The following is a 26,129-nucleotide window of genomic DNA, read 5'->3' as shown; positions in this document are numbered from 1 at the left end:
CTCGGCCTTCGGCCGCCCCGTCCGTGCCATGAGACTAGCCTATACATCTGAACAGAGTTCCTGACTCAGAAGACTAGAACGAGACGTCGAAGTAGTCGATGTCGGTGAAGGCGACTTCGAGGTCACCGGCGCGGCGTCCACCGTCCTTGAAATAGATTTCCTGGAGCCCTTCGGCGACGATGGCGCGCATGTGCTGGTCACCGGCGCCCTGCTGGTGGGCCGTGAAGAGGCGGTCCGCGTACACGGGAGGCAGGTGCACAGTCAGGCGGCGCATCCGCCCATCGTCCGTGGTACCGACCGGGGCGGTGTAACCGAACCGGGCCCGGGTCTCCACCGTGATCCCGGTACTGGACGCGGCCTGCTCACGGCGGCGCTTGCGGACCTGGGGCTGCCAGCGGGCGCGGACGGCCGCCTCGATGCGGTCGGCGATGTTCTTCGGCGGATGCTTCCGCTCGCCTGTGCGGTAGCGCTCGACCGAGCGCTGGGTGACCCCGAGTTCCTGGGCCACGGCCTTGGTCGTCTTCAGCTTCCCCAGCAGGAAGTTGATACGGGCCTTCAGGCTCGTGGGCGGGTTGCGGGTGAAGGTCTCGCGGTCCGCGCGCTCCAGGGCGTCGTCGATGTCTCCCACCGGCCTACTCCCCCTCGTCGAGGACGGCGTCGCCGCCCTTGATATGGCGGGCGGGGTTCATGCCCTGCTCCATCAGGTCCACCGCCCACAGCATCTCCTGCACCCCTTCGACTTTCACCAGACCGGGTGTGGGGCCCAGCCGGAAGGTGCCGGGCAGCGGCTCGCCGGAGGGGGTGGTGGGCAGAAAGTCCAGCGGCGAGGGGCCGGGTGAGGCGTAGACGACGCAGTCGGACAGGACCGCGAGCGGGTACTGGCCGGTGGCCGCCGCCGTCTTGAGCAGCTTGCGGTGCAGGTTCACCCGCGCCTTGGCGATCACTGCCGCCCGGATGTCGGGGCGCCAGGTCGGGCGTTCCAGGGCTGCCCAGCGCTGCCCGTCGGTGTAGTGGCGGCCCTGGGGGCGCTCGCGGAGCTTGCCGACGCCGCCCTTGACGGTGGACTTGATCGCCGCGAGGACGGCGGCCAGGCCCGCGTCGTGGTGCTTGTGGTCTTCCATCGCGGCCAGGAACTGGTGGTCGTCCAGGTCCTTGGTGACGCCCAGGTCGGCCATGGTCTGGTTGTAGGCGGCCTTGAGGCGGTCGTGCCACGGGTCGAGGTAGGCGCCGGTCTCGCGGCGCAGGTACGCCTCGATCGGCTGGACGTCGTGGCCCAGTTCCACTGCGTAGGCCACGGTGTGGGTCTGGTACCAGGCCGGGCCCTGGGGGGGTTGGCCGGACGGGGTGAACGGTGAGGGCAGGCGCGGGTCCAGCTCGATGTGGGAGAGGTCGACGTACCAGGAGCCGGGGATCTTCTTGTCGAACACCGGGTGCTGGACGTACTGGGGCCCGCTCAGGCCGACGACCAGACGCGCGGCCGCGGCGAGGAAGGCGGTGTTGATGTCCAGGCCGATGGCGAAGGGCCGCAGGCACTCCTCATCGGTGAGCAGCTTCGGGTCGCGCACCCACTGGTAGGCCTCCTCATCGAGGAAGCCGCCCTCCCAGCCCTGTGCGACCGGGTGCTCGATGGGGGCCTCCGGCGGCGCAGGGTCGACCGGCTGCGTACCGAGGGAGCCCGGGTTGTAGCCGGGCACCCACGCACCGGTCCGCTCGTCTTTCACGGCGCGGGTGGGGGGGCGCAGCGCGGTCATCAGCTCCAGGCCGTTGACGGCTGTGGAGCCGCGCGGGGTGATGACGCGGGTGGCGTACACGCCCAGGACGCGGGCGAGTTCGGGTGGGGGCAGGTGGCTGGCGTGGGGCCAGGCGCGGGAGTCCAGCGCGTCCCAGGGCAGGATGGCCAGTTGGACGCACTGGCGCTGGCCGGCCGTGGCGGGGCGGTAGATCCTCGCCCAGGGGCCGAAGCCGCGCTGGGTCAGTTTCCACTTGGCGCGGGTGAGCTGCTTGATGACCGGGTGGTCGTCGTCCAGGCGCAGTGAGCGGCGGGCCTGGAAGCCCTCCAGCCGTGGGGGCAGGCCGAGCTTCTCAGCCGCCGACGCGGTCAGCACGATCAGCGGATCGGAGTCCTTGCCGTTGCGGTGCAGGCGGGGCGCGCCGATCCCGGACTCCCTCAGGGCCCACTCGACCAGGTGCGCGATGGTCGTCGCCGGGCACTCCAGCAGCATGCCGTCCGGGCAGTACGCGGTGCCGTCGCCGTCCAGGACGGCGAGGGGGCCGTGGGGGAAGCGCGGGTCGGTGGCGGTCTGCTTGTTCGGGGCGGTGTTCCTCGCGGCCGGGCGGCGGGGCGTCGACGTCGCGGCGATGCTCGCCGGGCGGGCGGGGGCCGCAGCCGCCGACGCGGTCGCGGCGACTGCGGTCGCGATGGCCTTTGTCGCGGCGGCGGGTTGGGCGGGAACCTGCGGCACCGACGCGGGTGCGGGTGCGGTCGGCTCGGAGACCGTGGCGGGCGCGGCGGGTGTCGTCGACGCGGAGTCCGTGGCCGTGGCCGTGTCGGGTGCGGCGGTGTTGGCCGGGAACCGGTCCGCGAGTCCTTCCAGGAGCCGGGCGTACGCGGCGCGCTTGGGCGGCCGGGGCTCGCTGCGGCCGGATTCCCAGTTCCCGACCGACTCGCGCCGGCTCTTGAGGGCCTTGGCGATCTGATCCTGGCTCAGCCCGGCCGCCTCCCGCAGCCGCTTGCGTTCGGCGGGCGGCGGCAGCGGGTCCTGCGCGACCTGTTCCAGCAGGGCGTCGACCGCACTGAACAGCGTCTGTTCATCATGGGGCACAGAGGTCACCTCCGGACCCATATGCTACCTGAATCGCTCGTTGTTTCCGCACGGATTCAGCGTGGATGACTCACACGGTGTGCGGCTCCGGGCCGGGAAGCCGCCGTGGACGAGGGTGTCGTGGCAGGTCCCGCGGTGCTCACTACAGTCGCGGGATGGCCATACGCGACGAGCTCCTCATCGATCTGATCAACCGTACCGAGATGGAGGACGGCGGTCCGCGCATCACGGTCGTGGCCCAGGGCGTGGTGATCACGGGCCGCCTCGCGGCGCACCGGCACTGGGCGACCCGCGTCGCGGGCCGGCTCGACGACGCCGCTGTGCCCGACGAACGCTTCGCCGAGGACTTCGCGCGCGAGGCGGAGGAACCCCTGGCGTATCCGCCGGCGTTCCTCCACCTCCAGGGCTGCCAGCTGATCTCCGGCGCCAGCAGCCTTCCCGCCGCGCTGGGCGAGTTCTTCCGCATACCGCTGTCCGCGGTGAGCGCATGGAGCGTGCGGTGAGCGCGTAGCGGCCCGGGCCGCTACGCGCTCACCGGCCAGGAATCTTTCGCGGTGCCCCCGGTGGCGCCGCCGCCCGCGGGCGGGCATCGCCTGGTCACCACCGCGCCGCAGGTCGCGCGCGCCGGCCCGGTGCCCCACCACGCGGCGTGTGTTCCTGCGGCCTGTCAGGCCTTGGCGAGTTCCGCGGCGCCGAAGGAGACATTGAAGCGGTCGCACCAGATGCTCACGCTCGTGTACTGGGAGAGGTTCACATCCGCGGGAAGGACATAGTTCTGGTCGCCCCTGTTGCCCTTGAGCTTGCCCAGGCTGACGTACTTGCCGTCGTCGAAGACTCCCCAGCCCCCCTTGCCCTTCTTCACCGGCGCGTCGGTGAGCCACACGTGCAGGTCGGGGCCGTTGCTGGTGTCGAGGTTCTCCAGCCGCAGCGTGTGCGAACCATCCGCCAGACGCAGCATCTTCACCGTGCCCCTCGTGCTGTGCTCATGGCTGATCAGCTGCCCCATGGAGACCGTCTGGAGGTCCGCGGGCGCGGTCGGCGCCGTACCCGTACCCGGCTCGGCCGGCGCGGTGGCCGTTGCGGAAGGCAGCGCCTCGCGCACGGTCTCGTCCTGCCAGGCTTTCCAGGGCCGAAACAGGTACATGCCCACGCTGACCACCGCGACCGCGACCACCGCGACCGTGAGAACGACCGGTCTGCTCGCTATCCGTCCACGCCCCATGTACTGACTCCCCCTTGCGCCTTTGCGCCCTTGCGTGCGCATCCCCGCCCGAGAACAGCCTCGTGGCATGGGCGTTGTTGCTCGCTCAACGACCAACGGCACACAGCAGTGCCCGGGCGAACCGGGACGGCAGAAAGCCGCTGGCCGCTGGTCTCACACTGGCCAGGAACCGGCCGGATCATCAACCCACGCGCTGCGCCCTTCCGCCGTAACGGTGAGCCCGAAGCGGTCGTAGCCGGGCTTCCCCTTCTGCGCCCACCACCGGAAAGCCGATTCGGCTTCGTCCCAGAGTTGGCGGGGGTCGGACTGCCACACCTGCGCCTCCTCCCCATCGCGGAACACCACGCACGCCCATGAACGGTCAGTGAGTCCGTAGAACCACACGGGCCGCTCGCTGTCGCGCTTGTCAGCCACGACGTGAACGCAATCGCGGAGCTTGAGCCCCATGGCGAACCGCTGGGGACTGAACCGCTCCCCCAGGAAGTCGTCTTCCGTGATCGGTGTGGACGACCTCTGACGGTCGGCCGTACTGCCGCTGACGTACTCGCGGTGCACGACGGGGGTAGGCGCTGGGCTCGCACCTTCATGAACTCCACCGGCCCTGTGAACGGCCCTGTGGCGCTCTGCCCGTCGTCTGCGACGACCAACCGGGCTACGGCGTCACCATTGCCGTAATGAGTCCCCCACGGGGCCACGATGATCCCGCCCGGTCGGCACTGCTCCACCCACGCGAAGGGGATGGACCGAAAACCGCACGTGGCAATGATCCGGTCGTACGGTCCCCCATCCGGGTAGCCCTTGAGCCCGTCGCGGTTGATGACCCGTACGGGAAGCCCGAAGAGATTGAACGCCGTGCGTGCCTGTGCCGCAACGACGGAATCCAGTTCCACCGTGACGACGTTCTCAGTCCTCAACCGGTGTGCCAGCCGCTCCTGGCCGGCGTCGGTGCTCACTGGCAGACAGCCTTGGGCGGGTTGGGAACGCCGGGGCCACCGTCCGGGGTGGGCGGGGGCGGCGGGGTGCGGGCTCGCCGGGCAATCCGTCTCCGCCGCCGGCCTCAACGATGCTGATCACTGTCTCCTCCTACGTAAGGCTTCGCTGGAACCATCCGGCTGTCACGCAAGCAGCCGAACAGGCTGGCCCGCCCCTGCCCGGATACCCATTCGGTTGCGTCCGGCGGACGGAGTCTGTTGATCGCGCTGAGTGGTGGAGTCCTCGTGAGGCTGCTGGGTCAGCTGGTCAGCAAGTCGCCGGGCGCTCGCAAGGCTTCCAGCGAGCACCCACGCCGGAGCGTGGAAAACAGCGGTCCCCGGAAAACAAGGCCCCGCGAATCCGGATCACCTGCCACCCGGAAAGTGTCGTGCACTACTCGCAGATGACCACCGACCAGTACCATGTCGCCCCGCCTCACGGTCAGCGGATGCACCGTGATGCGGTCGTGTGGGCGCCGCTTCCCGCCGGTCACTCGTCCACCTCGTCCGTCACGGGAGCCCGCCGGACGAGAGCGGTGAGCCGCTTCACCACGTCAGGGGCCCCCGACGCCCGTTGCGTCGGCAACATCCGTCAGGTACCGCCGGTAGCGGGTGTGCGCGCCCCCGGTCTCATCGAGATGCGAACGCATCCACGTTTCGCAGGGATCAGGCGTCAGCCCCTCATCGGAGTCAGCTCCGCACTCGACGTCAGCGGCGCCCAAGCAGACGGCGCTGTAGGAGAGTTCGGCGTCCGCGGCGCGAGGGATCGTGTGCCCGAGGAGGTTCGGGTCGCTCACCGGTCACTCACCCTCTCGCGACTGTGGTCGTCGCCGGGCAGCGGAACGTCGTCGGCTCGCTGGTCTTCGCGCGCGAGCAGCGCGGCGAGCTTTGCGTCAGCCGGTTCGGGAGCAGGGGGCCAATGGTCGGGGCAGGGGGTGGGGGGCTTGGGGGGCATGCTCTTGCGAGGTAAGGTCGATCGACTCCTCTCGCTCCGTAGCGATACCGCTACCGAGGCGGTTCAGCGTGGCCTACGGTTGGGCGGTCTTCCACTTGCACAGAGTGAATGGAGAGTTGGGCGGCAACCGTTTGAACCGTAAAGAGTTGAACCCGGAGAGTTCACCAGTGGCAGCGTTCGGGGAGCATCTCCGCAGGCTGCGGGACGAGAGGGGTTGGACGCAGGATGAGCTAGGCGAAGGCATGGGGTATTCGGGAACGCACATCTCCGCCATCGAAACTGGTCGGCGCTCTCCAACTCCCCGCTTCGCGGCAAGTGCTGACAAGGCACTCGGGACAGGTGATCGATTTCGAGCGGCAGAGCCAGGCAGTGCGGCACACCGCACTACTTGAGGGGTTTCCGCACTATGTAGGGCACGAGGCGCGCGCCACAGAAATCCGGCTGTATGAGATGGGCGTCATCCCTGGTCTGCTACAGACAACACCGGACTACGCGCGGGTACTTGCCGGGAGTGCCGTGAAGCGGGGAGCGATCACGCACGAGCAGGCAGAAGAGCGCGTCACGCTCATTGCGAAACGGCAAGCCTCTCTCATCCGGGAACCTTCGCCGTTGGTCCTGGTGGTGCTGGACGAATGTTGCATTCGTCGTCCCATCGGCGACTCGGCAACCATGGACGCTCAGTTGGCATGGCTGGTGGAGTTCGCCGAGCAGCCGAACACCGTTCTCCAGGTCGCCCCGCGTTCGACATGGGGGCTCGCCGACCGTTCAGCCTGCCGATCACGGTGCCGACCATGGCCGGCCGCTCTCTCATGTCCTACGCGGAGTCCGCCCAGCGTGGTCACTTGGAGAGGGAAAGCACGTGCGTACTCCCGACGCTTACGGCCTACCATCAGCTACAGGCCGAAGCCCAACCTCAAGCGGCTTCCGTGGCCATGATCAGCCAGTTACGAAAGGGCGCCCCGTGACGACCGACAGCCCCCGCTGGATCACGTCCTCGCACAGCGAAAACGGTGGCCAGTGCGTTGAGGTCGACGCCAACCTCGCTGCACACGGCGTCGTCCCCGTGCGCGACTCCAAGGACCCCCACGGCCCGGCGCTGACCTTCGAAGCGTCGGCCTGGTCGTCGTTCGTGGCGGCCGTCAAGGGCGGAGAGTTCCCCACCGCCTAGGCCAACGACATAGCCCCCGACGCTCTCACTCTGGAGAGTGCCGGGGGCTTCGTTCGGTCTCGCAGGGGAGGGCGACTGGCCCGTACCAGGGGCGCCCTGCGCCGGGGGCCGCGGATGAGGTGGATACGTGCGCGGAGCGGGGGCCCGGCCGGGCGCCCGCCCGCCGCGCGGGTGCGGTGGACGGGGCGGGGGGCGGGGCGGGGGCGGGGTGTGGGAAGGGCAGTGGTCAGGGGCGGGTGGGGCGGGGGGTCAGCGGCCGAGGCGGACGCGGTGCAGTTGGTCTTGGCCCTCGGGGCCGGAGCGGGACTTGTCGGTCACGTAGGCGGTGCCGTTGCGGGTGACCTCGACATGGTTGGGGTTGGCGCCGACGCTCACGCTCTCCACCACGGCCCCCTTGCGCGGGTCGACGACCGTGACGTTGCCGGCCGTGCGGTTGGCGACCAGGACGCGGTCCGTGCGCGGGTCGGTGGCGACGGACAGGGCGCCCGCACCGGTCGGCACGGTCTTGGTGACCGCGCCCTTGCGCAGGTCGACGACCGAGAGGCCACCCGCGGCCTGGTCGGCGGTGTAGGCGGTGCGGCCGTCACGGGAGAGCGCGACGGAGATGGGGCCGTCACCGGTGGGGATCAGCCGGGGGCTCGTGGCCTTCGGGGCGATCTCGATGATCCGGTCGCCCGCGAGGTCGGCGGCGTAGACGGCGCCTGACCTCTCGTTGACCACAAGGCCGGTCGGGGTGGAGCCCGCAACCGTGACGCGCTTCTTCTCCTGGTAGGTGCGGGTGTCGAAGGCGACGAGGGTGCCGTCGCCGAAGCCGCTCGCCCAGGCCAGGTTGTGCCGCTCGTCGACGACCTCACGGGCGTGGGCCACACCCGGCAGCGTGGCCAGGTGCTTGCCGTCGCGCTGGCTGTAGACGGCTACGGAGTTGTCGCGGGTGTTCGTCGTCCAGACGGTGTTGTGCTCGTCGTCGACGGCGACACCGTAGACGGCCCCGACCGCTCCGGTCTCCGGGTTGGTGACCGCTGGCTTGTACGTCGCCGTGACGGCCAGCGTGCGCGGATCGACCTTCATCAGGCTGGAGTTGGTGACCGGAGGACGGCCCACGGCGGAGGTGGCCCACAGCACGTGGTTCCGCTCGGAGTACGAGGTCTGGTACAAACCGGCCGCGACCGGCGCGGACGTGACGGCCGAACCGGACGTGGGGCCCGCGTGCGCGGTGGCGGTGGCGGTGCCGACCGGGGCCAGGGCGATGCCGGTGGCGAGGGCCGCGACGGCCACAGCGGCAGTGCGGAAACGGCGGGTGGGTGAGGTCATGCTGCGTCAGCCTCCTTGTTGATGCGCCGCCTCAGCGAAGCGACCACCGACAACATAGCTTAGCCTTACCTAACTTCGCGGACTCCGGGTGTCCTGCCCGCTCGCCGACGGCGGTGGCCGGCGATCCGCCGAGCCGCACCCTCATGAGCGGGAGGCGAGTGGGAGGGCCGCCCGCGTACCGTCCAGCGACGTGGACGGCTGGCCGGATCTGGGGGCTGTGGCTCAAGGCCGAGGTCCTGACGCTGAGCGCGGGGCCGCGGCCGGAGGAAGCGCCGAGCAGAGAACGCGGCCAAAGGAGCTGAGTGGCGGGCTGGAGCCGGGAACCGGAACCGGAACCGGAAAAACCCTCGGCCGTGCGTGACCTGTGACGCGGGTGGCTGTGTGACTTGTCGTGAATGTCGTTTCGAGGTGAGTTCGGGGGTCACCGTCACCGCTGCGGCAGGCCGTCAGGGCTGCCGCAGCGCTCCCTCTCCCCGGAGCTACTTCTCCCGGGCCTCCAGCGGGACCCACAACCGACGGCATCCAGCCATCTCCACCAGCGACACGAGTGGACCAACCAGCCCCGTTTCTCCCGCCGCCAAACGATCGCGCTCGGAATACGAATGGCTTCAAACCGGAAATCATTGCACCGGTATGCCCGTGCGATAAGGTCCGCCGGCAGAGGGAGCAAGGCAATCGGCCAGGGGTGGCGACGATGGTGGAGGACTTCGGCCGTCAGATCGAGCCGTACCGGCAGGAACTGCTCGCCCACTGCTACCGCATCCTGGGGTCGGTTCACGACGCCGAGGACCTGGTTCAGGAGACCTACCTGCGGGCTTGGCGGGCGCGGGACCGTTACGACCGGACCCGCAGCTCGCTGCGGACCTGGCTGTACGCGATCGCGACCAACGCCTGCCTGACCGCCCTGGAAACCCGGAGCCGCAGACCGCTGCCATCAGGAACGGTCGCCGACAGTCAGGCGCTCGATCCCCTGGTTAACGGGGGAGAGGTCACCTGGCTGCAGCCGATGCCCGACTCGCTGCGGCACCTCGGGGACCCCGGCGGCGCGGCCATCGACCGCGGCAGCCTGCGCCTGGCCTTCGTCGCCGCGGTTCAGCACCTCTCCCCGCGTCAGCGCGCCGCGCTGATCCTGTGCGAGGTACTCGCCTTCTCCGCCGCCGAGACCGCGGACATCCTCAGTACGTCGATCGCCTCGGTCAACAGTTCGCTGCAGCGGGCGCGCGCACGACTGAACCGGGCAGGCGTCCTGGAGGACCACGTCGCAGAGCCCTCACAGGCAGAACAGCGGGCCTGCGTCGAGCGCTACATGAAGGCATTCGAGAACGCCGACATCGACGGACTCAAGCGGCTCCTCGCCCAAGACGTCCTCATGGAGATGCCGCCGATGCTCAATTGGTTCGTCGGCCGCGACAACTACAGCCAGTTCATGGGCTGGGTCTTCGCCAAGGCGGGCACCAGGTGGCGTCTGGTTCCCGTCGCGGCGAACGGCCAGCCGGGCTTCGCCGCCTATAACCTCGGCGACAGCGGCGCTTTCGAACTGCACACGCTCCAGGTGCTCACCGTCACCGCCTCCGGTATCAGCAGGAACACCGTGTTCCAGGACGCCGAGGTGTTCGCGAGGTTCGGCCTGGCCCCCAGGATCGAAATCTGACAGCTGCCCGGGTCCGCTGCGAGCCCGCACCGGGACCGGCTTGAGGAGTGTGGTCCGCAGGGAAGCCGGAGCCCGGCGCCGCACACCAGATGCGGGAGGTGTCATCGGTCCGCATCGCCACCGGACACGGATGTGTGCCCCTTCCCGTCGTGCCCCCGCGCGGTCTGCTGCTCGCGCCGTGGTCGTACTCCGCCGGCTTCGGGGCGGAAACGCGGCCGGGCCCCCCGCATATCGCCGCTGGTGCGGGGTGCTACCGCGGCCGTCGGGAAAAGTGTGCGCCGACGCGATGAGTTCGGGCCCCGCCGCCGGTATGTATCCGTGGAGCCGCACACGACTCCCGGTGCGTCGCAGACCGCGGCAATCCGCAGCAGTACGACCAAGCGAGGGAAACCGTGACTGCGAACCAGACGCATACTGCGGACGAGACCGCCATCCTCCAGGTACTCCAGGGCGTCTACGACGCATGGGAGGCGCACGACGCCGACGCGTTCGTGGCCGACTACACCGAGGACGCCAGCGCGATCCTGCCCGGGTCCTACCGCACGTCACGCGATGCGGTACGGCAGGGCATGCAGGCCGGGTTCAGCAGCTTCCTGAAAGGCTCGACCACCACCAACAAGGTGCTGGACATCCGCTTCCTCAACGACGACGCCGCCGTGGTGGTCAGCGAGACGAACATCCTCTTCCCGGGCGAGACCGAAGTGCCGGCCGACCGTACCGCGATCGCGACCTGGGTCCTGACCCGGCAGGACGGCAGGTGGCTGCTCGCGGCCTACCAGAACTCCCCCGCCATCGCGGACATGGGCTGAGGCCGCTGCCGGCCCGGCCCAGCCACCGGGCAGGCGAGCCTCGATCACGGGTCAGGCCCGGACACCACCCTCCAGTCCGCGGCCACGGCGCACACCGGGAGCCGCCAGCACCCTGAAGCCCCCCAACTGTCACGAACACCAAGGACCAGTTGCCTCTGCCGGGCGCGTGACGGGGATGGTCGCGGCATCGTGCGCCGCATCGACTTCCTCGGGGGGCAGGTACGATCCCCCTCTCTCCACGGCCGTCCGTGCGCGGCTCACCGGACACAGCACGCTACGAATCACGATCTGCAGCTGCCGGCAGTGGTGCGGGGAGGTGGTCACCCGCTGCCGCTTACAGGAGACAATCCCGTGCGATGGTGATCTCGCCGCGCTCGTGAGGCCCCGCACCGGTCCGCCGGTGCGGGGCCGTCGATCGCGAACTCGGCCAGCTGGTGACTCCCCCAGTCACTCACAAGCGACTCCCCAACTGGCGTTCAGCACCACCCGGGCGGAGGCAGGAGCAGCACTGCTGCTCGGCTACGTGTTCGGACGTGCCCGCTCGTTCTCCAGCGCGGGAAGGCCGGCCAAGCCGGTGTCGAGCATGATGCGGTCAAGGGTCGCGGTGAGGGCGCTGTCGGCGCCGATGACGGTCTCCATCCCGCCGGGCAGCAGATCCAGCGGCCGGTACCAGCAGCGCAGCTCCCTCGCGCCGTATGCGGTCGCCTGGGGCTTGGTGGCGTGACGGCGCAGCGTTTCGTCGAAGTCGACGTCGAGGTAGTAGCAGTGGGTGGGTCCGCGGTGGTCGGCGTTCAGCTGCTGGAGCATCTCGCCGTAGTGGTCGGCGTACAGGATTCCTTCGAGTACGACGTGGTATCCGGCATCGAGGCAGTAGCGAGCGACGTTGTCGAGTAGGCCGATGTTCGCTGCGCCGGGCCGGTCGCGCTCGCGCAGAACGACCCGGCGCAGATGGTCCTGGCCGACCAGCGCCAGGCCGTGGCCGAACCGCTCCCGGAGGCCGGCCGCGACCGCTGACTTCCCCGAGGCGCTGTTGCCGCGCACGATGACCAGCCGGGTCTCTACGGTGCCCACCCTCACCCGGTCCACGCTACCGGCGGGTTGCCGTGTGCGGCGGTAGAAAAGCCGGAGCGCGGCAAGAGGCGCTACGAGGCGGACTCCGAGCCAGCCTGCACCAGTTCGCCCACGACGTCCACGACCCACTGGCCGAACCCCGTCGGGGCGATCAGCACCCCCAGCACCAGCACAATGACCACGGTCAGCTGCTCGTCGGACCGGCTCCTGGCCTGTGTCCGACGACGCAACCGCAGAACAACGATGACAGCGAGCAACACCGCCACGTCGATGGTCAGCACCACCGGCCACCCTCCCGTCCAGCACGCACCGCCTCCATCCCTCTTGTGTAGAGCGAACGCGGCGACTCGGCAGCGTGGTTACCTGTTGTTGGCGGCGCACAGCGCTTCTCTGGCCGAATTCCTCACAGGCGCGAGCAGCGGGCAGGGGGCGCACCCACCGAGTTCGCACCACCGCTCCCCCGCACCACCTGCGCATCAGGCGCGGTGTGCGTCAGGCGCGGTGTGCTCAGGCGCGCCCGCACCTTGCGCACCCGTATCGGGTGCGCAAGGTGCATTTCGTGTGGCCGGCCGGGGGTGCGTCGGTGTTCGACTGCCCAGTGCGGACCACGCAGGAAGAACCGTTGTTCGGTCGCGTGGCGCCGGGTTCCTCCGGCCCGTTGACCGTGCGGGCTACAGGTTGTCGAGGATGACGTAGACCGCAATGATCAAAAGCACCGCAAGGGCCGCGCAGCCGCTCCGGAGGGCAGGGCTTCGGCGTAGTCGTAGGACGTCCAGTTCGTGACGATCTGCCAGCTCAGCGGTCAGCCGAGAACAGTGCCTCTGCGTTCTCGTGAGGTGAGACGGGCGGCGGGGCGAGCTGCGGTGACCCGTGGCGAGGCGGCGGGTAGCAGATCCTGATCGACGCGCTGATGCGCCAGTGCGAGGACGTCGTGCTGCCCGGCCCGGTCGAGGAGTTGCCGGGCCTGCCGACGCTGGTGCAGGCCCTGGTCCAGGTGCCGGACCACCGCTCGCGCTCGGGCCGGCGCTACGGCCGGGTGAAGGTCATGTGCGTCACGCCGCTGGGGGTTGTTACGGACTCGACCTGAAAGCGTTTCTCGAGTCCTTCGAGTCCGGCCCACAGGCGCTCGCCACGGCCCAGGACGACCGGGACGACGGCGATGTGCAGGTGATCGATGAGGTCTTCGGCGAGGAACTGGCGGATCGTGGTCGGCCCGCCGCCGATCCTCACATCCAGGCCGCCTGCGGCCTCGCGCGCCTGACGGAGCGCCTCCTGCGGCGTGGCATCGATGAAGTGGAACGTGGTGCCGCCTTCCATCTCCACCGAGGGACGGGGATGGTGGGTCAGTACGAACACTGGGGTATGGAAGGGCGGGTTGGGCCCCCACCAGCCGTTCCACTCATGGTTTCCCCACGGCCCGCGTTGGGGACCGAACTTGTTGCGGCCCATGATCTCCGCCCCGATGCCGGCATCCCAGGTGCGGGCGATAGCCTCGTCGACCCCGGTGCTCCCGTCCGGCTTGCCCTGCATCTGCTGGCAGGTCCTGGTCGGGAAGAACCACTCGTGGAGTCGATGGCCGGCGTGGCCGAACGGAGCATCGAGACTCTGTCCTTCACCCGTGGCGAAGCCGTCGATGGAGACGGAGAAGTTGTGGACCCTCACACGGGACATGGCGTGGCCTCCTACCCTCGATGGACATGATTGCGAACTGCAATCACCTGCGGGGATGAGCGTAGGCTTGGTGGTGGCAGAATGCAATCACTGGAGGTGGGCATGCGAGACGAACCGCGGTCCGGGTGTGCGATCAACGCGGCAGTGGAGGCACTCGGGGACCAGTGGAGTCTCATCGTCCTGCGCGATGTGATCTTCGGTGGGCGCCGCCACTTCCGCGAGCTGCTCACTCACTCCAAGGAGGGAATCGCGTCGAACATCCTCAGCAGCCGCCTCAAGGCCCTCCTCGCCGGCGGTCTCCTCACGCAGGAGGAGACCGGGCGAGGACGACGCGCGACCTACAGCCTCACCGAGGCGGGCATCCAGACCGTCCCCATCATGGTCGCGCTCGGTTCCTGGGGAATGCGGCACCGCCCCACGACACCCGAACTGGCCGTCCGCGCACGACTGCTGGAGGAGGGTGGGCCATCTCTCTGGGAAGACCTGATGGACGAACTCCGCGAGGTGCACCTGGGCACCCCCCGCCCGCGCCCCGACCGCCCGCTGGCCTCAACAGTCCTCCAGGCGGCCTACGAACGCGCCCTCGCGGAGGCGTCCTGATCGCCAAGGGGCGCCTTCCTCTTGAAGCAGAGCGAACACCTGGCACAAATCTGGCACGACAGACAGCCGAGAACGTGACAGGCACGGCCTCCCAAGATCATGGAGTTCTCGACGCCCCATGATCCGAGTGGAAGACCGTGCCTGCCGACGCATCATCGCCGATCTCGCCCGCTCTTGACCAACTCCGCGACCACCCGCAGGTCGCACCCGGAGAAGTACCGGGCCTGCTGGAACGGCTGGCTGAGGTGCCTGACCCGCGTGATCCGCGCGGAGTGCGGCACACTCTGGTGGTCGCGCTCGCCCTGACCGCGTGCGCGGTACTGGCCGGGGCGAGATCGCTGCTGGCGGTCGGCGAGTGGATCGCCGACGCTCCGCCCCAGGTGCTCCAAGCTGTTGGCGCGCGTGCCGATCCACTGTGTCCGAAGCGGCTGCTGCCTGCGGAATCGACGGTTCGCCGACTCCTGGCCCGGATCGATGGCGACGCCTTGGACCAGGCCGTGGGCCGCTGGCTTGCCGACCGCCGCCCCCACAGAGCAGACGGACTGCACGGTCTGGCCGTGGACGGCAAGAGCCTGCGCGGGGCGGCCAAGGCCAAGGGCCGGAAAATCCACCTGCTCGCCGCCCTGGACCACACTACCGGCCTGGTCCTGGCCCAGCTCGACGTGCAGGAGAAGACGAATGAGATCACCTGCTTCCAGCCTCTGCTTCAGGCCGTCGCCGACCTGGCCGATGTGGTGGTCATCAGCGACGCGATGCACACCCAGCGCGAGCACGCTACGTATCTACTGGGCCGCGGCGCCCAGTACATCGTGATCGTCAAGGGCAACCAGAAGAAGCTGCGCAAGCAGCTGAAGTCCCTGCCCTGGCAGCAGATCCCGCTCCAAGGGCGCACCCGGGACAGCGGCCACGGACGCACCGAAATCCGCCGGATCAAGGTGGCCAGGGTGAACAACCTGCTCTTCCCCGGCGCCCGCCAAGCCGTCCAGATCAAGCGCCGCCGCACCGACCGCAAGACCGGTAAGACCACCGTGAAGACCGTCTACGCCGTCACCAGCCTCACCGCCGACCAGGCGACACCCGCACAGCTGGCAGCACTGGTGCGCGAGCACTGGAAGGTGGAGGCCCTGCACCACGTCCGGGACACCACCTTCGCCGAGGACGCCTCACAAATGCGGACCGGCAACACGCCCCGAGCGATGGCGACCTGGCGCAACCTGGCCATCGGAGCCCTGCGGCTGACTGGCGTCACGAACATCGCGGCCAGCCTGCGTCGCAACGCCCGCGACGCGCGACGCCCGCTCACCCTCCTGGGGCTTACATGATCACGAAATGGACATCACGCGACTACGCCGAAGCCCTGGGCGGGCAGAGCCTGCTGCAGCGCACCCTACGTCGATCCCCCAGGCACCCGACAGCCTGACGATCGTCAGCGCCGACCTGGAGAGCGGCGCGTACACGCAGCATTACTACGACTCCCGCGGTGTGGCGCGCCTGTATGCGATGAGCCTTTCCGACCGGGAGTGGACGCTCACGCGGGAATCGCCCGACTTCACGCCTTTGGATTTCGGGCAGCGTTTCACCAGCACGTTCAGTCAGGACGCGAACGCCCTCACCGGCGCCTGGCACACGCGCCGGGACGGCGGCACATGGGAGCACGACGTCGCCCTGACCTACCGCAGGATGGGGCTGACATGAACGCCGGCGCCCCCGCCGCGCAGACCGTACGGGAGATCATTGAGGCACATCCACGTGCCGCTCACCTGACCCCGCGCCGCAGTGCGCTGCCTAAGGAGGGTCGGAGTGCGGAACGTCGGAGCGTACGGACGAAAGTCGCCGCGAGAGGTCCTACCGCGCCCGGCCATCTGCTCCGGCGGCACCGTGATCGACGGCGACGCGGGGGGGGCGACGCGAGAAGGCCGGCGAGACACTCATGGACATCACGCCCTGCCTGCCCGGGACGGACAACTTCCAGCACTGGCCGCCGTGGCGGCCGCTCGTCGTAGAGACCGCCCCTGCTATGCGGGCACCGGTGTGCTGGTTTGGCGCGGCTGGGTGCCTGCTGCGTTCCGGCGCCCCGGAACGCAGCAGGCATTGACCTCACTTGTAGTAGTAGGCCTTGGCCTCGACGGTGTGCGCCCTGGTGAGGTAGATGCGCGTGTAGTACGCGGTGCCGGACTTCGCCGCGGCCTTCGCGGTCATCCACTTGCCGGTGCAGTACCCCCAACCGCCCTTCTTGACGACCTCCTTGTCAGAGGTGCGCACCATGTCGATCTTGTACTTGGTGCCGTCCCCGCCGTTCCAGCAGCGCGCGTTCACCCCGAGCGTGGTGTTGCGCGGGACGAAGTCGGGCGTGGCCCAGTCCTTCGTGGGCTTGTGCTTCCGGGGGCCCCAGATCAGATGCCAGCTCGCCTTGGCGGACGAGGCGGCGTCGGTCCGTGCGGCCGCGGACTGCGCGGACTGCTTGGCCGGAGCCGCCTGATGTACTGGCTGAGCCTGCGCGGCGGGCGCGGCCATCGCGACGGCGCCCCCCGGCGCCGCCGTGGCCGTTGCGAGAGCGAGGCTTTGACGTACCTGCATGACGTACCTTTCCCTTCCGCGCTGCGGGCCGGGTCCCGCCTGGGCGCCTCGTGGCACCCGCAGCTGTCCAGGCGCCGTTGTGGTCAGCCGGGCGCCGTGGCCTTGAACCAGGACGCTCAGGGCCGCACAGGACGTGCGGCATCCAGCAGCGGGTTGAAGGCCCTGGTCAACCTGGGGAGCAGGTGGTCGGTTCCTGAAGCATGGGTTGTACTCGACGCTTGTCAGTCAGCGGTACGAGTCGACCCGGCGTGAGCGGCACCACCGGGTAGGTCAGCGTAGGTCAGCAGGGCAGCGTAGGTCAGCCCAGGTTTCTGCCACACCTGCACCGGCCATGGGACGACGGACGCATATCATCGGGCGTCAGTCTCGGCTGCGGGCCGCCGCTTGGGCGGTCAGGGCCATCAGTACGACGGTGGCTCCGCCCGTGATCAGGCCCAGTTGGGCCAGGGAGACCAGCGGCGGGGAAGAACGCGGCGTCATCTTCCCCTCAGGGTCCTCGTAGACCCAGATGCGGTCCCCTACCTGGGTGTCCGCGTCGCACTGACCGTGCCGGAAAAGTCCCTCGCTTGAGGTGAGCACCACCGATGTGCCGTCGGGGCGCAGGAGTTCGCAGCGGGAGTTCGTCGTCGCGGGTGCGCCCTGCTTCTTGGTGATGTGCTGGGTGACCACGGCCTTGGTGGTCTGGCCCCGCCAGTCCAGGACGGCGTCGGCCATGAGGTCGCCCAGCGTCAGGAGGAAGAGGGAGGCGACAACCAGGGCCGCTCTGCTGTGCCATGAGGGCCAGTCGCCTGCGCTGGCGAGCCCGATCAGGCCGATCGCGGCGAACAGCAACACCAACCACGTCAGGTTTCGCACGCCCTGACCGTCGCCGCGCACGGCGAACGCCAGCACCGCCACACCGGTGATCAGCGCAGACGCCGCGAACCCCAAGGCCGCCCCGGCCAGCCGCAGGCGGGCCGGGGACCAGGCCACCGCTCGGGCTCTCTCCCGCACTCGCGCCACCCGATCCCCCCATCCCCCACCCGCATGCGCAGCGCCGCGCGCGTACGGATGCTCCCGGCCTCCAGGCTAGGGACAATGTCCGGCACCGCACCCGGTGCGCGCCGCCCCCGACGCGGGTGGCGCCGACATTTCCTGCGGCCTGCCCGCCGTGCCCCCGCGCGGTCCGTGCCCCGGGTGCGGGCGCCTGCGGCGCGCGGAAGACCGCGTTGCCATTACGGCAACAGCAGTTGTCGCCCCAGCCGCGGTGGTCGCACTCTGGGGCCCGGCCAAAGGGCCCTCGACCACCATCAGGAGGCCACACCATGACTACCCGTGACGGCGCCCGCAGTACACCGGACACCGGCGAGAGCGCGCCGCTGGGCAACCGCGTCCACCATGTTCGCTCCGGCGAGCTGGACGGCTACGCCGCCATCAGCGGCGGCACCGTCGGCTCGAAGAAGCTGTGGATGGGCCTGGTGGAGAACCCGCCGTTGAGCACGACGGACAACCACCATCACGGCGCCTCGGAGGCGGGCGTCTACGTGGTCAGCGGTCACCCCGTCTTCGTCTACCACGACGGCACACAGGAGGTGCGGATCGCCGCCGGTCCCGGCGACTTCCTCCTGGTTCCCCCGTTCGTCCCCCACCGGGAGGAGAACCCCGACCCGAACCAGCCCGCGGTCGTGGTGATCGCACGGACCACCCAAGAGCCGATCAAGGTCTCCCTGCCCGAGCTGTACCAACTCCAGGACACGCACACGCCGTAGGGCCAACAGCGCCGGCCGGCTGAGCGGGGGGCACTCCGCTCAGCCCGCGTGGGGATCTCCGGTGGGCATGGGCCTGCCGGCTGCGCCACAGGCGTGGGCGGCGCGTAGTACCGGGGAGCAGCAGGTGGCATCGGGGAGCGGCGGGGAGGGGTGCGCGTCCGCGTAGCGCCGCGGGTGATCCCAGAGGGGCGTCAGCCTTGTTGTTCCTTGTCGACGTAGGAGCGGGCGCCGGGGGCCTCGGCCGCCTCCTCCACCAGCACCGTGCCGCCCACCGCCTCTTTGTCGGGCTTGATCACATACGTATCGAAGCTCGCGGGCCAGTCGGCGTTGGTAAAGTCCTGCGGTGTGCCCAGACCGGTGTCCGCCTCCTTCTGCGCGCGGTGGGCCTTGACCACGCCTTCCCTGGACAGGTCCTCGGCCTCGCACGCGGCCTTCAGGTCACGGACCATCAAAATCGCCGCGTTGTAGCCGGAGAGCACACCGGAGTCCAGCAGCTGCCCGGGGTACTTCTTCCGATAGTCGATAACCATCTTCTGCACCGCCGGCAGGTCGGAGCTCAGCGGCGGCGCGGCGTTGACGATGTGGAGCATGGCCACCAGAGCCGGGGCGGCCGGGGTCTTGAGCAGCTGCGGGGCGTAGCCGGGGGCGCTGGTGACCACCGGCACCTTGAAGCCCTGCGCGGCGGCGACGCCGACCAGGGAAGCGGTCTGGGTCGGGCCCGCGCTGATGAGCACGGCCTTGACCCCCGCGCTGCGCAACGCCGCGACCTGTGCCGTCAGATCGTTGTCGGTGGCCTTGATCTTCTTGGCCACGATCTTTACGCCGGCCTTCTTGGCGGCGTACCGGGAGCCTTCCAGGGCGTTGCTTCCGTAGTCGCCCTCGAAGTAGACATGGCCGATCGCATCACCCTTGCCGATGCCCTGTTCGCGGGTCAGGAAGTCCACGGCCCGGATCATGTCGATGTCGTAGGTGGTGCCCAGGACCTGGATGGCGTCCTTGCCCAGCATGGAGGCGGCCCACGCCTGCGGGAAGGTGAGGAGCTTGTCGGCTTCCAGGTCGTCGGCCAAAGCGGTGACGATGGGAGAGCCGATGACCTGGGGCAGGGCGGCCACGTCCGGGGAGACCTCGCGGTAGGCGGCGACCGCCTTCTGGACGTCGTAGCCGTGGTCCTTCGTCACGATCTTGAGCTTGCGGCCGCAGACGCCGCCCTTGGCGTTGACCTCGTCGATGTGCATCTGCTGCGCCTGGGTGATGCTCTTGCCCAAGGTGGCGTACGGGCCGGTCAGGTCGGTCAGCGCGCCGAGTTTGATGGTCGTGTCCGTGACGCCGGGTCCGGTACGTACCCCGTCGGCACTGGAACGGTCCGCGTCGTCCTGGGCCTTGGTGCTGCAGCCCGCGGCGAGCAGGGCGAGCGCGGCGAGGACGGCCGCCGCAGCCGGTCTTTTGATGATGTTCACTTAAGTGCGCTCCTTGGCAGACTGGGCGGACGGGTCAGACTGGTCAGGCGGGGGGCTGGTGGCGGCCTCGGCGGCGTGGGTGGTGTTGGTGGTCGCGGTGGGGTTGGCGGTCGCGGTGGGGTTGGTGGTCTGGGGTGCCTCGGCGGCCTTGAGCGCTTTGGCGGCTTGGGTGTTCTGAGTGGCCTCGGCGGTGTTGGTTGTTTTGGTGGTTTTGGTGGCCTGCGAGCGGCGGCGGACGATGCTGCTCAGGCCGCCGGGTGCGTACATCAGGACCAGGACGAGCGCGGCGCCGTAGAGATAGCGCGCGGCCTCGGTGGGGCCCACCGCGTGGCCGGAGGTCCCGGGGGCCGCGACGAACGGGAGCTGGTCGGCGTAGTGAGCCATGACCAGCGGCAGCGCGGTGACGAACAGTGCGCCGACGACCGCGCCGGCCACCGAGCCGAGACCGCCCAGGACGATCATCGCGAGGTATTCGATGGACAGCGCCAGACCGAAGTAGTCCGGGACCAGACGGCGGAAGGCCAGGGCGAGCAGCGCCCCGGCCAGCCCCGCGTACATCGAGGAGGCCACGAAGGCGGCCGACCGGTAGCGGGCGACGGGCACGCCCATCACCGAGGCGGCGACCTCGCTGTCGCGCACCGCCGACAGCGCCCGCCCGGGGCGGCCGCGTAGCAGGTTGCGGGCCGTGAACATGGCGACGATCAGCAGCGCGAGGCCGAGGTACCACAGGCGTTCGGCAGCGCCGAAGGGGACGCCGAGCACCGTCAGATAGGGATCGGTGTCGGTGAAGGAGAACCCGGCGATGTCCAGCGGCGCCACGGCGCGGCCGTTGAAACCGCCGGTCACCGTCTCGGCGTTGAGCATCACATGATGGCCGAGGAAGACCAGGGCCAAGGTGGCCACGCCGAGGTAGACCCCCCGCACCCGGCCCGCGATGGGGCTGAACATCCCGCCCGCGACGCCCGTCAGGCAGACGGCGAGGACGAGCGCGAAGGGGGTCGGCAGACCAGGGCCCGGCTCCCCCGCCAGCCAGACATAGCCGTAGGCGCCGACAGCGAGGAAGAACGCATGGCCCAGGGAGAGTTGCCCGGCGGTGCCGGTGAGCAGGCTCAGGCCGATCGCGCCGATGGCCGCGGCCATCGAGAACAGCCCCACCTGGAGCCAGAAGGCATCCAGGTAGAAGGGCAGCGCGCACAGCAGGGGCACCAGGACGATCGCGGCCTGCACCGGGCGCGGCACCCGGGCGAGGGAGGCGGCGAGCGTACGCGGCCACACGAGCCAGCGCGCGGGCCGGTGGGCGGCACGCACGGACCGGGGCGAACTGGACCCGGTGGGACTGGACCCGGTGGGACTGGATGCGGGTGCGCTGGGCTCGGGTGCGCTGGGTGTGGGTGGGCTGGGCTCGGGTGCGCTGGATGCGGGTGCGCTGGATGCGGGAGGTTCGGACTCGGGGGGTTCTGGCGTGGCGTGGCGGGGGGTGGGAGGGCTAGACACGGGTGGACTCCTTTGCGCCCAGCAGCCCACCGGGCCGCACCAGCAGGACGAGCACCATCACGGCGTAGGGGGCCACATCCGCGAACCCGCCGCCCAGGACGGACAGTTCGGTCTCGTATCCGGCGACCAGCGCTTCGGTGACGCCGATCAGCAGGCTGCCGAGCAGGGCGCCCGCCGGGGAGGTCATGCCGCCCAGTACCGCCGCCGGGAATGCCTTGAGGGCGATCTGCCCCGTCGTACGCTCCAGTCCCGGTGCGGGGAACGCCGCGAGGAAGACCGCGGCGAGCGCGGCCAGTGCTCCCGCCAGGCACCAGGCCAGGGTCCGGTCGCGGTCCAGCCGGATGCCCATCAGCGCCGCGGCCTCCCGGTCCTCGGAGGCCGCGCGGAGCGACAGGCCCCAGGAGGTGTGGCGGAAGACGGCGAATACGGCGCCGATCACCAGCAGCGAGACGGTGATCGCGGCGATCCGGCTGTGGGCGACGGTGACGCCGCCGAGGGTGGCCACCTCGCCGCCCCAGGGGTCGCCCAGCGTCAGCAGGTCGCCGCCGATACGCCGGGCCAGCTCGGTCATCAGCAGGATGTCCACGCCGATGGTGATGATCGTCAAGACGTGGGCGGCGTGCGGGTCCAGGCGCCGCAGCAGCACGCGGTCCACCGCACCCGCCACCACAGCGGTCACCACGACGGCGGCGATCAGGGCTCCCGCGAAGCCGAGCGTGCCGTGCCAGAGGGCGGTGAGGTAGCCGCCCAGGAGCAGCAGCGAGCCCTGAGCGAAGTTCATCACCCCGGAGGCCTTGAAAATGATGACGAAGCCGAGGGCGACCAGGGCGTAGACCGACCCGAGGGCAAGCCCGTTGAGGATGATGTCCACCGCGGTGCTCATCCGGCACACTCCTTGCCCGCCGCATCCGTCGCATCCGCCGCATCCGCCGCGTCCGCCGTCTTCGCTACGTCCGCCGAGTCCGCTACGTCCGCCGTGTTCGCCGCGTCGGCTGTGTTCGCCGCGTCGGCCGCCGCGCTGCCCAGGTAGGCGCGCAGCACGTGGGGGTCCTGGCGGACGTGTTCGGGCCGCCCTCCGGCGATCTTGCGGCCGAAGTCGAGGACGGTGACCTCGTCGGCGAGCCGCATGACCAGGCCCATGTCGTGCTCGACCAGGACGATGGAGATGCCGAGTTCGGCGCGGAGATGGCTGATGGTCTCGGCCGTGCGGGCCCGTTCGGAGGCGTTCATCCCGGCGACCGGTTCGTCCAGGAGCACCACGCGCGGCTCCAGGCACAGGGCGCGGGCCAACTCCACGCGTTTGCGGTCCCCGTAGGACAGGAGGGCGACGGGGGTCTCGAACAGTGCACCCAGGACGGTGAGTTCGGCGATCTCGCGGGCCCGTGCGCGGTGTACGCGCTGTTCGCGTACGGCGTGTGGCAGGCGCAGGGCGGTGGCGGTAAAGCCCGCGCGGGTGAGCAGGTGGCGGCCGAGCATCAGGTTGTCGGCGACGGTGCCGCTGGTCATGACGATGTTCTGGAAGGTGCGGGCGATGCCCAGGGCGGCGATGCGGTGCGGGGCGAGGCGGGTGAGTTCGCTCTCGCCGAGGCGGACGCTGCCCGAGATGGGCCGGCAGATGCCGGACAGCACGTTGAAGCAGGTGGACTTGCCCGCTCCGTTGGGGCCGATCACCGCGTGCACACTGCCGGGGCGGACCTGGAGGCTGACCTCGTCCAGGGCTACCAGCCCGGCGAACCGTACCGTGACCCGCTCCAGCCGCAGCGGCGGAACGGCGACCGGGGTGGCCTGGGTGGGGGTGGAGATGGTGGCGGGGGTGGTGGTCATCGGGCGGACCGCCGTTCATCACTGGCCGGGGCGGCGGTGCCCGCTTCGGCGAGGTCGGGCAGGGGGCCGGTGCCGGGCGTCTCCCCGAGGTAGAGGCGGCGTACCTCGTCGGTACGGGACAGTTCCGCCGAGGGCCCCGACAGCCGTACCTGCCCCACGTCCAGGACGTAGGCGTGGTCGGACAGGGCCAGCGCCATGGCCGCGTTCTGCTCGACGAGCAGCACGGAGGTGCCCTGGGTGTTGATCTGCTCGATGACCTCGGCGATGCGCTCGACCATGCGCGGGGCCAGTCCCAGCGAGGGCTCGTCGAGCAGCAGCAGGCGCGGTTCGGCCATCAGGGCCCGGCCGATGGCGAGCATCTGCTGTTCGCCGCCGGAGAGCAGGCCGGCGCGTTGGGTGGTGCGCTGGGCGAGCGGGGGGAAGAGGTCGAAGACGCGGTCGCGGGCGGTACGCAGGCGGGTGGAGCGGTGGCCGGCGGCCAGCCCCAGCGTGCCGGCCTTGAGGTTCTCCTCGACCGTGAGACCGCCGAAGACCCGGCGCCCTTCGGGTACCTGCACCACTCCGGCGCGCACCGCGGCCACCGGGTCGCCGCCGTTCAGTTCCTGGCCGTCGTAGCGGATACCGCCGGCGGTGATCGCCGCGCTGTGCATGCGCAGGGTGCCGGAGACGGCGCGCAGCAGGGTGGATTTGCCCGCCCCGTTGGCGCCGAGGAGGGCGACCACCGCGCCCGGTGGGACGCTCAGGCCGACGCCGCGCAGGGCGACCACCGCCCGCCCGTAGGCCACGTCGAGATCCTGGATGTGCAGGGCGCCCGGTGGTGCGTCCGGAGGCGGTTCGAACATTGGCGTCTCCTCAACGTGCGCGCGGCACGGTACGGCGAGAGAGGGGGGAAGAGACGGCTACGACAACACGTCCTCCGCGGCGCGTACAGGCCCTGCGGCGCAGGCCGGGACGTGCGCCCAATGTCCGTGCCGACCCGCTGTGCGGGTGCCCAGTGAGGGAACGCGCGGCCGGGCATGGGGCGACGGCGGCCGGGCACGCGGCGGGGGGGGCCGGGCGTGGGGCGGGATGGCCAGGCACGGACCACGGACGGAGTGACCGGGCGTGGGGCAGGTGACTGGGCGTGGGACGGGTGGGGACAGCTCGGTCGGTGGTGAGGGCACGGTGGGTGGGGACATCCCCGGTGGGTGAGGACGGCCCGGTGGACGGCCCCGGTGGGGGCGGGGGGTGTGGTCAGGTGGTCAGGAGTCGGCGTGCGGCCAGGGCCAGGGACAGTTCGACGACCACGCCGGGTCGGTTCAGTGATCGTCCGGTCAGTTGCTCGCAGCGGCGCAGCCGGTTCAAGACGGTGTTGCGGTGGCAGTACAGGCGGGTGCCCGCGCGCAGTGCGGAGCCGTCGCAGTCCAGCCAGGCGGTGAGGGTGTCGAGCATCAGGTCGCGGTCGGCCGGTTCCAGCCGCAGCAGCGGTCCCAGCGCCCGGTCCACCAGGGCGGTGGCCAGGTCGGGCGAGGAGATGGCCAGGGCGGCCGGGAGGTGGTCTTCCAGCAGGGCCGTACCGCCGCTGTGGGGGCAGCAGCGCAGTGCGGTCTCGGCGAGGCGGCGGGCGTCTCCGATGGCCGCCAGTCCCTCGACCAGGACGCTGATCCCGATACGGCTGCCGGGCGGGCCTTTGATGCCCTGGGCCAGCTCGGCAAGGCTCGTAAGGTTCGTGTCGTTGGCGGAGTTGACGGAGATGATGCCCTGGTCGGTGTGGGTGCCGCAGTGCCACAGCGCGCGGATGCCGGCCGGGAGGAGGGGGTGGAGCGCGAGTCGTTCGCTGTCGCGGGCGGCGCGGTCACCGCCGGCGACCAGGACGACCACGTACCGGCCCTGTTCGGGCAAATCCAGCGCGGCGGCGACGTCGGGCAGGTCGGTGATGCGGGTAGTGCCCTCCAGGAGGGACTCGGTCATCAGCCGCAGCCGGTTCTCCCGCTGCCAGGCCAGACGCCGCTCCACGCGCCGGTAGGCGTCGGCGACCAGGCTGCAGTGCTCGTCGACGAAGTACCACACGTCAGCGGCGACATGGACCAGCAGGGACACGTCCGCGGGGCCGCGCCGCTCGGCCTGGACCACCAGGCTCTGCCAGACCATGGCGCCGCCCAGCCGGAAGGCGTGCAGCAGCGCGTCCAGCGGTATGCCCTGCTCGGCGCGGCGGGCACCGATCTCCCAGGAGCAGCGCCGGGCGGCCTCGCGGGACTTGCCGGGGCTGATCAGGGAGCCGACGTTGTGCCACAGCGAGCGGTGCACCTCCTGCCAGACGCCGTCGGCGTCGGTGTCCATCGCGGCGCGGTAGGCGGGCTCTTGTTCGCACAGTGCCAGCAGCAGTTGGTCGGTCAGGCGCGGCAGCCGGCCCATCAGCGCGCGTGCGGCGCGGTGGAGTGCGGCGATGGCATCGGCGCTCGCCTGGGATCTGCGGGGAGGCGCGGCGGCGGGCAGCCCGGGCAACTCCCCGGGCGGCGCGGGCGCCGCGGCCGCGGCGGAGGGAGAGGTGGGAGAGGTGGGCGTGGGCGGCTGGGCTCTGACACGGGGCCGTAGGGCGTGGTGCATCGTGTTCCTCCACCGGGTGCGGGCGCCAGGGCGGCTCGTTCCCGCGCACGCGAGGCGGCTGACCGCCCCCGCGCGCCGGAGTGGCGTGGCATGCGTGGCGTGGGCAGAATGGCATACCGTCTGGTCGGTTCCTAGCGGTGTGCGGAATTCCGTTCCGCCCAGTCCGCCCTGCGGGCCGACGCAACCGCCGCC

At 70.3% G+C, this 26,129-nt stretch carries 27 protein-coding genes and 3 pseudogenes; 10 read left to right on the top strand and 20 right to left on the bottom strand.

Going from position 1 to position 26,129, the window contains the following annotated elements; all coding sequences use genetic code 11:
- Positions 1-73: 73 nt before the first annotated feature.
- Both tpg and tap read right to left on the bottom strand, forming a co-directional pair.
- Positions 74-628 carry a telomere-protecting terminal protein Tpg gene (gene tpg, locus AC5P1B_RS14100; protein WP_493887341.1) on the bottom strand — a complete coding sequence of 185 codons (555 nt, stop codon included), beginning with the start codon at positions 626-628 and terminating at the stop codon, positions 74-76.
- Between the two features lie 4 nt (positions 629-632).
- Positions 633-2,843 carry a telomere-associated protein Tap gene (gene tap, locus AC5P1B_RS14095; RefSeq protein WP_493887339.1) on the bottom strand — a complete coding sequence of 737 codons (2,211 nt, stop codon included), beginning with the start codon at positions 2,841-2,843 and terminating at the stop codon, positions 633-635.
- Positions 2,844-2,977: 134 nt separating this feature from the next.
- Here tap and AC5P1B_RS14090 point away from each other — a divergent pair, with 134 nt between their 5' ends.
- Positions 2,978-3,325 (top strand): GvpU-like protein, encoded by a 348-nt coding sequence (locus AC5P1B_RS14090; protein ID WP_493887337.1) that lies wholly within the window; start codon positions 2,978-2,980, stop codon positions 3,323-3,325.
- Between the two features lie 164 nt (positions 3,326-3,489).
- Here AC5P1B_RS14090 and AC5P1B_RS14085 read toward each other — a convergent pair whose 3' ends face one another.
- The 5 genes and pseudogenes from AC5P1B_RS14085 to AC5P1B_RS14065 all read right to left on the bottom strand — a co-directional run bounded on the left by AC5P1B_RS14085 (position 3,490) and on the right by AC5P1B_RS14065 (position 5,970).
- A complete protein-coding gene (locus tag AC5P1B_RS14085) occupies positions 3,490-4,044 on the bottom strand; it encodes a DM13 domain-containing protein (RefSeq protein ID WP_493887336.1) in 555 nt (184 codons plus the stop codon).
- Positions 4,045-4,197: 153 nt separating this feature from the next.
- On the bottom strand, positions 4,198-4,458 hold the full coding sequence (locus tag AC5P1B_RS14080; RefSeq protein ID WP_493887371.1) for a hypothetical protein: 261 nt from the start codon (positions 4,456-4,458) through the stop codon (positions 4,198-4,200).
- Between the two features lie 314 nt (positions 4,459-4,772).
- Positions 4,773-4,934, bottom strand: a pseudogene (locus AC5P1B_RS14075) (methyltransferase domain-containing protein); the annotation flags it as partial.
- A 635-nt stretch (positions 4,935-5,569) separates the two neighbouring features.
- Positions 5,570-5,812 carry a DUF7848 domain-containing protein gene (locus AC5P1B_RS14070; RefSeq protein ID WP_493887335.1) on the bottom strand — a complete coding sequence of 81 codons (243 nt, stop codon included), beginning with the start codon at positions 5,810-5,812 and terminating at the stop codon, positions 5,570-5,572.
- Positions 5,809-5,970 carry a hypothetical protein gene (locus AC5P1B_RS14065; RefSeq protein ID WP_493887334.1) on the bottom strand — a complete coding sequence of 54 codons (162 nt, stop codon included), beginning with the start codon at positions 5,968-5,970 and terminating at the stop codon, positions 5,809-5,811. The genes AC5P1B_RS14070 and AC5P1B_RS14065 overlap by 4 nt, the downstream gene beginning before the upstream one ends.
- 131 nt (positions 5,971-6,101) lie before the next feature.
- Here AC5P1B_RS14065 and AC5P1B_RS14060 point away from each other — a divergent pair.
- Both AC5P1B_RS14060 and AC5P1B_RS14055 read left to right on the top strand, forming a co-directional pair.
- Positions 6,102-6,935: pseudogene (locus AC5P1B_RS14060) on the top strand (helix-turn-helix domain-containing protein).
- The gene (locus AC5P1B_RS14055) at positions 6,932-7,138 is read left to right on the top strand and encodes a DUF397 domain-containing protein (RefSeq protein ID WP_493887333.1); all 207 of its coding nucleotides are present in this window, start codon (positions 6,932-6,934) and stop codon (positions 7,136-7,138) included. Before AC5P1B_RS14060 ends, AC5P1B_RS14055 begins: the two are co-directional and overlap by 4 nt.
- Before the next feature lie 249 nt (positions 7,139-7,387).
- On the opposite strand, the gene AC5P1B_RS14050 is transcribed toward AC5P1B_RS14055, so the two are convergent.
- The gene (locus AC5P1B_RS14050; RefSeq protein ID WP_493887332.1) at positions 7,388-8,449 is read right to left on the bottom strand and encodes a YVTN family beta-propeller repeat protein; all 1,062 of its coding nucleotides are present in this window, start codon (positions 8,447-8,449) and stop codon (positions 7,388-7,390) included.
- A 685-nt stretch (positions 8,450-9,134) separates the two neighbouring features.
- Between AC5P1B_RS14050 and AC5P1B_RS14045 the strand changes: the two genes are divergently transcribed.
- Positions 9,135-10,100: a sigma-70 family RNA polymerase sigma factor gene (locus tag AC5P1B_RS14045; RefSeq protein WP_493887331.1), complete on the top strand. Its 966-nt coding sequence runs from the start codon at positions 9,135-9,137 to the stop codon at positions 10,098-10,100.
- A 392-nt stretch (positions 10,101-10,492) separates the two neighbouring features.
- Positions 10,493-10,909, top strand: coding sequence for an SgcJ/EcaC family oxidoreductase (locus tag AC5P1B_RS14040; protein WP_493887330.1), 417 nt, complete (start codon positions 10,493-10,495; stop codon positions 10,907-10,909).
- A 519-nt stretch (positions 10,910-11,428) separates the two neighbouring features.
- Here AC5P1B_RS14040 and AC5P1B_RS14035 read toward each other — a convergent pair.
- The 4 genes from AC5P1B_RS14035 to AC5P1B_RS14020 all read right to left on the bottom strand — a co-directional run bounded on the left by AC5P1B_RS14035 (position 11,429) and on the right by AC5P1B_RS14020 (position 13,651).
- Positions 11,429-11,995, bottom strand: a complete 567-nt coding sequence (locus AC5P1B_RS14035; protein ID WP_493887329.1) for an AAA family ATPase — start codon at positions 11,993-11,995, stop codon at positions 11,429-11,431.
- Positions 11,996-12,051: 56 nt separating this feature from the next.
- A complete protein-coding gene (locus AC5P1B_RS14030; protein ID WP_493887328.1) occupies positions 12,052-12,264 on the bottom strand; it encodes a hypothetical protein in 213 nt (70 codons plus the stop codon).
- Positions 12,265-12,782: 518 nt separating this feature from the next.
- On the bottom strand, positions 12,783-12,986 hold the full coding sequence (locus AC5P1B_RS14025; RefSeq protein ID WP_493887327.1) for a hypothetical protein: 204 nt from the start codon (positions 12,984-12,986) through the stop codon (positions 12,783-12,785).
- Positions 12,987-13,006: 20 nt separating this feature from the next.
- Positions 13,007-13,651: a dihydrofolate reductase family protein gene (locus AC5P1B_RS14020; RefSeq protein WP_398984947.1), complete on the bottom strand. Its 645-nt coding sequence runs from the start codon at positions 13,649-13,651 to the stop codon at positions 13,007-13,009.
- A 102-nt stretch (positions 13,652-13,753) separates the two neighbouring features.
- Here AC5P1B_RS14020 and AC5P1B_RS14015 point away from each other — a divergent pair, with 102 nt between their 5' ends.
- The 4 genes and pseudogenes from AC5P1B_RS14015 to AC5P1B_RS14000 all read left to right on the top strand — a co-directional run.
- Positions 13,754-14,251: a winged helix-turn-helix transcriptional regulator gene (locus AC5P1B_RS14015; protein ID WP_493887326.1), complete on the top strand. Its 498-nt coding sequence runs from the start codon at positions 13,754-13,756 to the stop codon at positions 14,249-14,251.
- 137 nt (positions 14,252-14,388) lie between these two features.
- Positions 14,389-15,573, top strand: a complete 1,185-nt coding sequence (locus AC5P1B_RS14010; RefSeq protein WP_493887325.1) for an ISAs1 family transposase — start codon at positions 14,389-14,391, stop codon at positions 15,571-15,573.
- A 7-nt stretch (positions 15,574-15,580) separates the two neighbouring features.
- Positions 15,581-15,946 carry a hypothetical protein gene (locus AC5P1B_RS14005; RefSeq protein ID WP_493887324.1) on the top strand — a complete coding sequence of 122 codons (366 nt, stop codon included), beginning with the start codon at positions 15,581-15,583 and terminating at the stop codon, positions 15,944-15,946.
- Positions 15,947-16,181: 235 nt separating this feature from the next.
- Positions 16,182-16,262 (top strand): annotated as a pseudogene (locus AC5P1B_RS14000) (ATP-binding protein); the annotation flags it as partial.
- An 86-nt stretch (positions 16,263-16,348) separates the two neighbouring features.
- Here the strand turns inward: AC5P1B_RS14000 and AC5P1B_RS13995 are convergent.
- A complete protein-coding gene (locus AC5P1B_RS13995; RefSeq protein ID WP_493887323.1) occupies positions 16,349-16,828 on the bottom strand; it encodes a hypothetical protein in 480 nt (159 codons plus the stop codon).
- Between the two features lie 360 nt (positions 16,829-17,188).
- Positions 17,189-17,800, bottom strand: coding sequence for a hypothetical protein (locus tag AC5P1B_RS13990; RefSeq protein ID WP_493887322.1), 612 nt, complete (start codon positions 17,798-17,800; stop codon positions 17,189-17,191).
- A gap of 332 nt (positions 17,801-18,132) precedes the next feature.
- On the opposite strand from AC5P1B_RS13990, the gene AC5P1B_RS13985 reads away from it, so the two are divergent.
- On the top strand, positions 18,133-18,576 hold the full coding sequence (locus AC5P1B_RS13985) for a cupin domain-containing protein (protein ID WP_493887321.1): 444 nt from the start codon (positions 18,133-18,135) through the stop codon (positions 18,574-18,576).
- A 191-nt stretch (positions 18,577-18,767) separates the two neighbouring features.
- Here the strand turns inward: AC5P1B_RS13985 and AC5P1B_RS13980 are convergent, their stop codons facing one another.
- From AC5P1B_RS13980 to AC5P1B_RS13955, 6 genes are all read right to left on the bottom strand, one after another.
- A complete protein-coding gene (locus tag AC5P1B_RS13980; protein WP_493887320.1) occupies positions 18,768-20,033 on the bottom strand; it encodes an ABC transporter substrate-binding protein in 1,266 nt (421 codons plus the stop codon).
- Positions 20,034-21,272, bottom strand: a complete 1,239-nt coding sequence (locus tag AC5P1B_RS13975) for a branched-chain amino acid ABC transporter permease (protein ID WP_493887370.1) — start codon at positions 21,270-21,272, stop codon at positions 20,034-20,036.
- A gap of 247 nt (positions 21,273-21,519) precedes the next feature.
- Positions 21,520-22,410 (bottom strand): branched-chain amino acid ABC transporter permease, encoded by an 891-nt coding sequence (locus AC5P1B_RS13970; RefSeq protein WP_493887319.1) that lies wholly within the window; start codon positions 22,408-22,410, stop codon positions 21,520-21,522.
- Positions 22,407-23,351: an ABC transporter ATP-binding protein gene (locus AC5P1B_RS13965; protein ID WP_493887318.1), complete on the bottom strand. Its 945-nt coding sequence runs from the start codon at positions 23,349-23,351 to the stop codon at positions 22,407-22,409. Before AC5P1B_RS13965 ends, AC5P1B_RS13970 begins: the two co-directional genes overlap by 4 nt.
- Positions 23,348-24,193 (bottom strand): ABC transporter ATP-binding protein, encoded by an 846-nt coding sequence (locus tag AC5P1B_RS13960; protein WP_493887317.1) that lies wholly within the window; start codon positions 24,191-24,193, stop codon positions 23,348-23,350. Before AC5P1B_RS13960 ends, AC5P1B_RS13965 begins: the two co-directional genes overlap by 4 nt.
- Before the next feature lie 391 nt (positions 24,194-24,584).
- Positions 24,585-25,937, bottom strand: a complete 1,353-nt coding sequence (locus AC5P1B_RS13955; protein WP_493887316.1) for a PucR family transcriptional regulator — start codon at positions 25,935-25,937, stop codon at positions 24,585-24,587.
- Between the last annotated feature and the right edge of the window lie 192 nt (positions 25,938-26,129).

This window comes from Streptomyces sp. A01, assembly GCF_059026195.1.
The sequence above is the reverse complement of the archived record's forward strand: the minus strand, read 5'-3'. Positions and strand labels throughout refer to the sequence as shown.

Coding starts and splice junctions, on each gene's coding strand:
- AC5P1B_RS14020 (WP_398984947.1), bottom strand. CDS start 13,651: ATGTCCCGTGTGAGGGTCCACAACTTCTCCGTCTCCATCGACGGCTTC.
- AC5P1B_RS13960 (WP_493887317.1), bottom strand. CDS start 24,193: ATGTTCGAACCGCCTCCGGACGCACCACCGGGCGCCCTGCACATCCAG.
- AC5P1B_RS14085 (WP_493887336.1), bottom strand. CDS start 4,044: ATGGGGCGTGGACGGATAGCGAGCAGACCGGTCGTTCTCACGGTCGCG.
- AC5P1B_RS14065 (WP_493887334.1), bottom strand. CDS start 5,970: ATGCCCCCCAAGCCCCCCACCCCCTGCCCCGACCATTGGCCCCCTGCT.
- AC5P1B_RS13985 (WP_493887321.1), top strand. CDS start 18,133: ATGACTACCCGTGACGGCGCCCGCAGTACACCGGACACCGGCGAGAGC.
- AC5P1B_RS14090 (WP_493887337.1), top strand. CDS start 2,978: ATGGCCATACGCGACGAGCTCCTCATCGATCTGATCAACCGTACCGAG.
- AC5P1B_RS14005 (WP_493887324.1), top strand. CDS start 15,581: ATGGACATCACGCGACTACGCCGAAGCCCTGGGCGGGCAGAGCCTGCT.
- AC5P1B_RS13955 (WP_493887316.1), bottom strand. CDS start 25,937: ATGCACCACGCCCTACGGCCCCGTGTCAGAGCCCAGCCGCCCACGCCC.
- AC5P1B_RS13970 (WP_493887319.1), bottom strand. CDS start 22,410: ATGAGCACCGCGGTGGACATCATCCTCAACGGGCTTGCCCTCGGGTCG.
- AC5P1B_RS14050 (WP_493887332.1), bottom strand. CDS start 8,449: ATGACCTCACCCACCCGCCGTTTCCGCACTGCCGCTGTGGCCGTCGCG.
- AC5P1B_RS13995 (WP_493887323.1), bottom strand. CDS start 16,828: ATGCAGGTACGTCAAAGCCTCGCTCTCGCAACGGCCACGGCGGCGCCG.
- AC5P1B_RS13965 (WP_493887318.1), bottom strand. CDS start 23,351: ATGACCACCACCCCCGCCACCATCTCCACCCCCACCCAGGCCACCCCG.
- tap (WP_493887339.1), bottom strand. CDS start 2,843: ATGGGTCCGGAGGTGACCTCTGTGCCCCATGATGAACAGACGCTGTTC.
- AC5P1B_RS14015 (WP_493887326.1), top strand. CDS start 13,754: ATGCGAGACGAACCGCGGTCCGGGTGTGCGATCAACGCGGCAGTGGAG.